Raw genomic sequence first — 8,073 nt, 5'->3', positions numbered from 1 at the left:
CCTTTTATGAAGTTCAGTAAATCTCTTTTTATCAACTCCACTCCTACAGCTCTCTCACCCAAATATTCCTGAAGCTCAGCGGCTCGCTCTTATCCCCATGTGCCTGCAGTTTAATCGGGCTGGCGCCATGTGCCTGACGATACGCTGCCTGTCCGATATACTGTGTAGGTCCTTTCAGCTCTGCATCGTTCTGTACCACTACCCCATTAAAGATCACGGTTACTTTTGCAGGTTTTACCAATGCGCCATCGGCGCCAAATACCGGTGCATTCCACACTACATCATAAGTGTTCCATTCGCCGGGAGGCAGTGTTGGATTGGCCAACGGCACAAACTGTTTGTAGATGCTGCCTGCCTGTCCGTTGGTATATGTTTTATTTTTATAGGAATCCAATACCTGTAATTCGTAACCCGCATCGCCTTTACCAAGGGAGGCGAGGAAAACACCGCTGTTGCCGCGGGCCTGTCCGCTGCCGGTGATATTGGAAGGCACGCGCCATTCAATATGCAGCTGGTAGTTATTAAAGGCTTTTTTGGTTTCGATATTGCCTACCTTTTTGTTAACGGTAAGGATGCCTTTTCCCACCAGCCATTCAGCGGGCTTGTCGCGGTCGTCGGCCATTACCCATTGGTCCAGGTTGCTCCCGTCGAATAATACGATGGCATCAGAAGGTGCGGCACCGGCTTTTTTGGCGGGCGTTACTTCCGGTGGCACCGGGGTATATACCTCTGTATCTTCAGGTTTAGCTTTCTCCTGGGCGTTTGCTGCACAAAATCCACCAGCTAAGAGCATGGTAAATAAGAATTTTCTTTTCATAATCGTTTTTTAAACTGGACTAATTTTCGGGTCAAAAAAAATAACCGCCGCCACAATAATATATAAAATACTATCGGAACGCAAGCATTTTTATGTCGGCGGTTAACCGTTTGGTAACATACAGTTAATACTAAAAAACATTCTTTGCGGATTATTTATGCTTAATTATACCGTGTTATCATAAAATGAAACGTTTTTTCCGGTTAATCGTTCTATGCCTGCTTATCTTCCCTATGGCTGGTATCGCCGGACAGGACTCCCTGCAGCTGCGTTTACAGGCAGCGGAGAAACTGAGCCAGCAATCGCCCGATGCGGCCTTCCTGGCCCTCCGTAAAATGCACGACCAGGCGGTAAGTAACAACGACGAGGTAAGTGCAGGCAAATGCCTGCAACAAATGGGACAGATCTGCTTCACCCTCGGACACTATGCCAAATCGCTGGAATATTACCAGCAGGCTGCCACTCTCTTTTCCGCCAACCGGCAGAAAGCCGCAGAAGCCGCCACCCTCAATGATATGGGGCTGCTGTATTATCGTAATATTAATAAAAAGGCCGCTAAAAATGAGCACGACAAAGCCCTGCGGCTGTACCAACAAATAAATGACAGGGCCGGCATCGCAGAAACATACGGTTATATCGGGCACCATTACGAAAAACAACAGCAATACGACAGCGCCCTCTATTTCCAGCAACTGGCGCTGAAACAATACCAGGGCGTGCACGACACCTTCGGCATGGCCGGGATCTATGAACACCTGGGCACCATCCACGAGGACCTGGAAAAATACGATACCGCCCTTTACTACTTCCGCAACGCCTTGCAACTCTACGAACTGCATCATGAGCGCATGGCAGGTATTGAAATCATTAATAATATAGGTGATGTGCTGCGGAAAACAGGTAACTACAAACAAAGTATGCCGTATTCAAAGGAAGCCCTGGCCATCGCCCAACAAACCAACAACAAATACCAGGAAGCCGCAGCCTGTAAGGATATTGCCAAAACATTCAACCTGCTCGGGCACAACGACAGCGCCTACCATTATATGGAGTGGAGCCGGAAATGCCTCGCAGAAATATATTCGGCCCAAAATAACCAGCAAATGAGCTTCCTCCAGATCATTTATGATACCAACAAAAAGAATGATGAGATCATACAGCTGGAAAACAGCCATCAGATAAACCGCATCATCTACACCGCGGTAGTGATTGTAGTAGTACTCCTGGTGATCCTTTGCCTGCTCACCATTTCCAGGCAAAAACTGAAGATCAGCCAGGCCCAGGCCGTATCGGAAAGAAATGCAGAGATCAACCGCGTGCAAAAAGACCAGCTGGAACTGAAAAGCAAACAACTGGCCACCCATACCCTCGACGTGATCCAACGCAACCAATTCCTCGATGAACTGAGAAATACCCTCTCACTGATGGTACAGGAAGAAAAACGGGACCAGAAAAAACAACTGCAGCAACTGGTGCTGAAAATAAACCAGAACGTAAATCACGAAAAACAATGGAAAGAATTTACCGGCATCTTTGAACAGGTACACCAGGTGTTTTTTGATAAACTCAATGAACGCTACAGCGATCTTACCACCAACGATATCAAATTGCTGGCCCTCCATAAAATGAATATGGACTCAAAAGATATGGCTACCATTCTCGGGATTTCACCCGATAGCTTACGCGTAGCCAGGTACCGCCTGCGGAAAAAATTAAACATCCCCGAAGGCGATACCCTCAACACTTTTGTACATGGACTGTGAAAGAATTATGAGTTATGGAAGCAGAAGGCAGAAAGCTATTGTAGCGAATGATTAAGCCCAAAATTTCATATCCGTTTGATCATTCGCCACAATAGCTTTTTGCTTTACACTTTCTGCTTTTTGCTTGTTAACATAATGGTAATGGCGGTTCTTGTTACAAATAAATAGTTAACTATCAACTACTTACAGTTCATTTGTATACGCTGATTACGCTTTGTTTACGCGCTTGTTAACGCTGTATACGTTTTGCTTACGGCACTTTCTTGCAATTTTTTACGCGGCAGATCACATTTGCGATACCATTTGCAACTAACTCGAACGGTATCAAATTCATTAAAAATGAAGACACTTTTAAAAACGTTTTTATGTCTGCTGCTCAGCACCGCCATCGCTAAAGCGGATGGTCTGAAAGGACATGTTTACGATCAGAAAACCGGGGAACCGCTGGTAGGCGTTACCGTTATACTGGAACAAACCAAACTGGTAGCCCTTACCGGCCTGGATGGTTCCTTCGAATTCAAAAAGGTAACACCAGGGCAGTTTACCCTCGTTATTTCCCATCTTACCTACAAAACATTAACAAAACAGGTAACAGTAACGGAGAAAGACAATCCGCATATCGCCATTTACCTGAGCGACCGCAACAGCAAGAGTCTCAGCGAGGTGGTAGTTTCTGCCAACACCAAAGGATCTACCGAAAAAACAGCCAGGAAGCTGGAACAACAGTCGGTACAAATCATGAACGTGGTATCCGGCGCCGCCATAGAGGTATCACCCGATTTAACGGTGGCCAACGTGATCCAGCGCGTTTCCGGCGTATCCATAGAACGCAGCAGCAATGGCGACGGACAGTATGCCATTCTCCGCGGCATGGATAAAAGATACAACTACACCTTGATCAACGGCGTGAAAATACCCAGTCCGGATAATAAATACCGCTATGTTCCGCTGGATCTTTTCCCATCCGAACTGCTGGAACGCCTGGAAGTATACAAAACATTAACGCCCAACATGGAAGGTGATGCCATTGGCGGCGTGGTCAACATGGTCATGAAAGATGCACCCAATAAGCTGTCTGTCAATGCTAACATCGCCACCGGTTACAGCCAGATACTCCTCGATAAAGGTTACACCGGTTTTGACGCCGGCGGCATCCGCGGCAAATCACCTTATGAAATCAATGGCAAAAACTACAAAGCTACTCCCGCCGATTTTGCCACCGGTACCCTGAACTATCAGCCTAAAAACTTTGCACCCAATGTGGTAGCGGGTTTATCCGTTGGTCAGCGCTTCTTTGATAATAAGCTGGGCGTAATCCTGGCAGGTAGCTTCCAGAACAATTATCGTGGCACTACCAGCACTTTTTATAATGCTGCTGCTGTGGAGACAGATAAAATCCAGGTGATCACCGGTATGGAAAACCGCCAGTACAGCGAGCAACAAAAACGAGGTGGCCTTCATGGCAAGGTAGATTATGCCTTTAACGACGACAATAAAGTATCGCTCTACACCTCCTACATGAACCTGCAAAGCTACCAGACCCGTTCAGGTATCACCACCAATATCTCCAATGCCGAGTTTGATCCTGCCGCCGGGAATGCCCAGATCACATTTAAAGACCGTTCCAGGAAAATAAATCAGCGGATCTTCAACTCTACACTGCATGGCGAGCATAAGCTCATCCCCGGCAGGCTAAAGTTGCAATGGTCGGCTGTAGCTTCCTCCGCACAGAACGAAGTGCCTGACAATACCACTATCAGTATAGATGGCGTACGAAAAAACTTCCAGGAAACACGCAATACCATAGACCAGGCCACCCGTCGCTGGGAACGCAATACAGATAATGATATTGCCGGTTATGCAGATCTTACCTATACGGCAAAAATCGCCGGTACAAAAGTCGATTTCTCCGCCGGTGGATTGTACCGCGATAAACAAAGAAGCAGTTTCGTCAACAACTATGTATTCAAACCACTTAACGTGAACGATGTATATGGCAAAGACTTTAACAGCTACACAGACATCAAATGGGAATTACAAAACCCAACCGGTTCGGTTGATAATGCACTGACCTACGACGCATCCGAAAAAACCGCTGCCGGCTACGGTATGTTCAAATTCAAAGCGTCCTCACTCGAAGTAACCGGCGGCGTACGTGTAGAACATACCAACCAGGGATATCATATGCTGTTCCCCAAAGGTGAGCCACGTCCCAACGGCAACCAGGTATACACGGATGTATTGCCCAGTCTTACGCTGAAGTACGAACTTGCCAAACACCAGAACCTGCATGCTTCCTACTTCCGTTCACTGAACCGCCCCGGCTTCTTTGAACTGGTTCCCGGTCCTATTGTGCAGGAAGAATACACCGAAGTAGGTAACCCGGATCTTAAACGCGCCATTGCCGATAACCTCGACCTGCGCTACGAACTGTTTCCAAATCATACCGATCAGTTACTGGTAGGCGTATTTTATAAGAGCATCAAAGATCCTATTGAAAATACAATTGTTCCCGGCGGTATCCGCGGCCAGGATCAGTTTTATATGCCAGGCAACTTTGGTACCGCCCGTAACTACGGACTGGAACTGGATTACATCAAATTTTTCCACAACATAGGCTTCAAGGCCAATTATACCTATACTAATTCTTCCATCACTACTACCAAGAGCTATCGCTACCGGGACGACAAAGGTGATATCCACACCGGCGCTACCCAGCAAACAAGACCACTGTATGGCCAGTCGGCCCACATCGCTAACCTGTCTGTGCTGTACAAAGACACACAACACGGTTGGGATGCCCAGCTGGCGGGCAGCTATACCGGCCCACGTATCAATGTGGTATCGCAGTTTGTGGATAATGATTTCTGGCAGAAAGGATTTATACAGATGGATATCTCTGTGGAAAAAAGATTCGGTAACAACTTCAGCATTTTCGCCAAAGCGGGCAACCTGCTGAATACGCCGGCAGAAATATTCATCAAAGGCGCCAACGATAAAAATGCCGCCATACCCGGTCAGGGCAAGACCAATGAAACACTGATCAGGAAAGAATATTACAAACAAACTTACCTGCTGGGCGTACGTTACAAATTATAAACGCATTTCAAAATATTCATACTCATGACATACAAACATATTCTTTTCTATATCGCAGCTATGGCCGCTATTATCAGCGGTTGTAAAAAAGCCAATATTGATGTGGATCTTTCGGAAGATACCAAAGGCACCGGTGGCGTTCACGGAGAAGTATTCGGCATCTGGTCGAAAGGAAGCACACAACGTGTTACAGGCGATATCATTATCCCGGAAGGTAAAACCCTGGTGATAGAGGAAGGCGTAATCGTACTGCTGGATACACTTACCAAACCGGAAATAATCGTAAAAGGTAACTTCTATTCAATGGGCACAGCGGAAAACCCGGTAAAATTTACCATCGAAGAAAACCTGCGTACCGAAAGCCGCAAATTCGGCAAGCAATGGGGCGGCATCCTGGCAGCGCCTACCTGTGCAGAACTATTGCTGGATCATACCATCCTGGAATATGGCGGCGCTACCACCACAGAATCGTCCATGTCGGTAAAACTCGGTTTGTATAAAGCCAGCAGCGGTGAAAATCTCCCGGCATTATGGTACAGCAACGTAAACGGTAAGCTGGTAGTAACCGATTGTGTTTTCAGGAATTTTAATGAAGACTGCACCTACATCGAAGGCGGCAAAATCATCTTCTCTAATAACGCATTCTATACCACCGGTATCACAGGCGGTGAAGGTATCAATATCAAATCCGGCTGTATTGCCGATGTGGCCTACAACCTGTTCTATTCCACCAATACCAACGCGCTGAAGCTCTCGAACTCGGGCGACCGCTCTCCCCAGGCGCATGTGATTGCCTATAACAATACCATGCTGAACACCGGCTGGAGAAGACCCACTGTAAAAGGCGGCTCTATCTGGCTGGAGGCAACAGTGTTTGCGGAACTACACAATAACCTGTTTGCCAACACACGTTTTGGGATTAAAAGAGATACCAAAAAACCGCAAGACGCACGCTCCGTGATCAGCCAGAACCTTTACTATGGCTTTGACCAGGCCACTGTAGATCAGTTCCAGCCATCCAAAGATGTAGTAGGCGGCACCAAAGACATTATTGGTACCAAAGCAGGCGAAAACGACCCTAAATTCGTAAACTACCCGCTTAACACTGCTGTTAATAATGCCGACTTCAACAGCAGCTGGGACTTCCGCCTGCAGGCAGGATCGCCCGCCATCGGCGCAGGTACTACTGCCTTTACCCGCAATTTCGCCGCAGGCCTGGAAATGAACGGTTATAATTATGCTTCTCCGGCGCCTTCTTCTACTATCGGCGCCTTTCCCGTAAAAAACTAACGTAAATGACGCAACGTAATATATTATTCTTCACAGCAGTTCCCGGACTGCTGTGTTTTCTTGCCTGTGCAAGACCGGTAAGTAAAGCAGTAAGTAACAGCAACGCCTACACGGATACTCCCATTACCATTCAACCCGTTATCGTAACAGCGCCCGTACAATTCGACTCCGACGATCCTGCCATCTGGATAAATCCCGCCAACCCGGCACAAAGCCTGGTGATCGGTACTGATAAAGATGCCGACGGCGCCCTCTATGTATTTGATCTGCAAGGAAAAATAAAACAGGTGGTACCACACCTGCAGCGGCCCAACAACGTGGACATCGCCTATGGCCTGTTACTCAACGGAAAACGTACAGACTACGCCGTTACCACCGAACGCATTACCCATAAACTTCGCTTTTTTTCCCTGCCCGACATGCAACCCATTGATGATGGCGGCATCCCCGTATTTGAAGGTGAAACAGAAAAACAATACCGCGATCTCATGGGCATCGCAGTATACACCGATAAAAAAGGACAACAATATGCCATCGTAGGCCGTAAAACAGGTCCGAAGGATGGCACCTATCTCTGGCAATACCGCTTGTCGGATAATGGCACTGGAAAAGTAAAGGCCACCCTGGTACGTAAATTTGGACACTACAGCGGTAAAAAAGAAATAGAGTCGATTGCGGTAGATAACGAAGCAGGATACATCTATTATTCAGACGAACAATACGGCGTAAGACAATACCATGCTGACCCTGAAAAGGGAAATGAAGAACTGGCCTGCTTCGGCACCACCGGTTTTACAGAAGATCACGAAGGCATCTCCATATATAAAACAACAGCCGGAAAAGGTTACATCCTGGTGTCCGACCAGGGAGCCAATAAATTTCATATCTTCAGCCGGGAAGGCACCACACATAAGCTGCTGAAAGTGGTAAAAGTAAGCGCCGGGCACAGCGACGGCTCCGATATCGTGAACATCCCGCTGAATGACACCTTCCAACATGGTTTGTTTGTAGTGATGAGTGATGACAGGACTTTCCATTATTACAGGTGGGAAGACATTGCCGGCAAACAACTACAGTTGGCGCCAACAAAAAAATAGTATCCTC

Annotated in this window: 5 protein-coding genes; 4 read left to right on the top strand and 1 reads right to left on the bottom strand. The window is 47.1% G+C overall.

Features of this window, described 5'->3' with window-relative positions:
* Positions 1 to 43: 43 nt before the first annotated feature.
* On the bottom strand, positions 44 to 817 hold the full coding sequence (locus tag KE626_RS28190) for a 3-keto-disaccharide hydrolase (RefSeq protein WP_211976380.1): 774 nt from the start codon (positions 815 to 817) through the stop codon (positions 44 to 46).
* A 185-nt stretch (positions 818 to 1,002) separates the two neighbouring features.
* Between KE626_RS28190 and KE626_RS28185 the strand changes: the two genes are divergently transcribed.
* The 4 genes from KE626_RS28185 (at position 1,003) to KE626_RS28170 (ending at position 8,066) form a co-directional block, all read left to right on the top strand.
* A complete protein-coding gene (locus KE626_RS28185) occupies positions 1,003 to 2,580 on the top strand; it encodes a tetratricopeptide repeat protein (protein WP_211976378.1) in 1,578 nt (525 codons plus the stop codon).
* A gap of 339 nt (positions 2,581 to 2,919) precedes the next feature.
* Positions 2,920 to 5,679, top strand: coding sequence for a TonB-dependent receptor (locus KE626_RS28180; protein ID WP_211976377.1), 2,760 nt, complete (start codon positions 2,920 to 2,922; stop codon positions 5,677 to 5,679).
* 24 nt (positions 5,680 to 5,703) lie between these two features.
* A complete protein-coding gene (locus KE626_RS28175) occupies positions 5,704 to 6,969 on the top strand; it encodes a right-handed parallel beta-helix repeat-containing protein (RefSeq protein ID WP_211976376.1) in 1,266 nt (421 codons plus the stop codon).
* A 5-nt stretch (positions 6,970 to 6,974) separates the two neighbouring features.
* The gene (locus tag KE626_RS28170; RefSeq protein WP_211976375.1) at positions 6,975 to 8,066 is read left to right on the top strand and encodes a phytase; all 1,092 of its coding nucleotides are present in this window, start codon (positions 6,975 to 6,977) and stop codon (positions 8,064 to 8,066) included.
* Positions 8,067 to 8,073 lie beyond the last annotated feature (7 nt).

This window comes from Chitinophaga hostae, from assembly GCF_018224885.1.
GTDB classification, from domain to species: Bacteria; Bacteroidota; Bacteroidia; order Chitinophagales; family Chitinophagaceae; genus Chitinophaga; species Chitinophaga hostae.
This window is presented reverse-complemented; position numbering and strand designations above follow the sequence as displayed.

Coding starts and splice junctions, on each gene's coding strand:
- KE626_RS28190 (WP_211976380.1), bottom strand. CDS start 817: ATGAAAAGAAAATTCTTATTTACCATGCTCTTAGCTGGTGGATTTTGT.
- KE626_RS28185 (WP_211976378.1), top strand. CDS start 1,003: ATGAAACGTTTTTTCCGGTTAATCGTTCTATGCCTGCTTATCTTCCCT.
- KE626_RS28180 (WP_211976377.1), top strand. CDS start 2,920: ATGAAGACACTTTTAAAAACGTTTTTATGTCTGCTGCTCAGCACCGCC.
- KE626_RS28175 (WP_211976376.1), top strand. CDS start 5,704: ATGACATACAAACATATTCTTTTCTATATCGCAGCTATGGCCGCTATT.
- KE626_RS28170 (WP_211976375.1), top strand. CDS start 6,975: ATGACGCAACGTAATATATTATTCTTCACAGCAGTTCCCGGACTGCTG.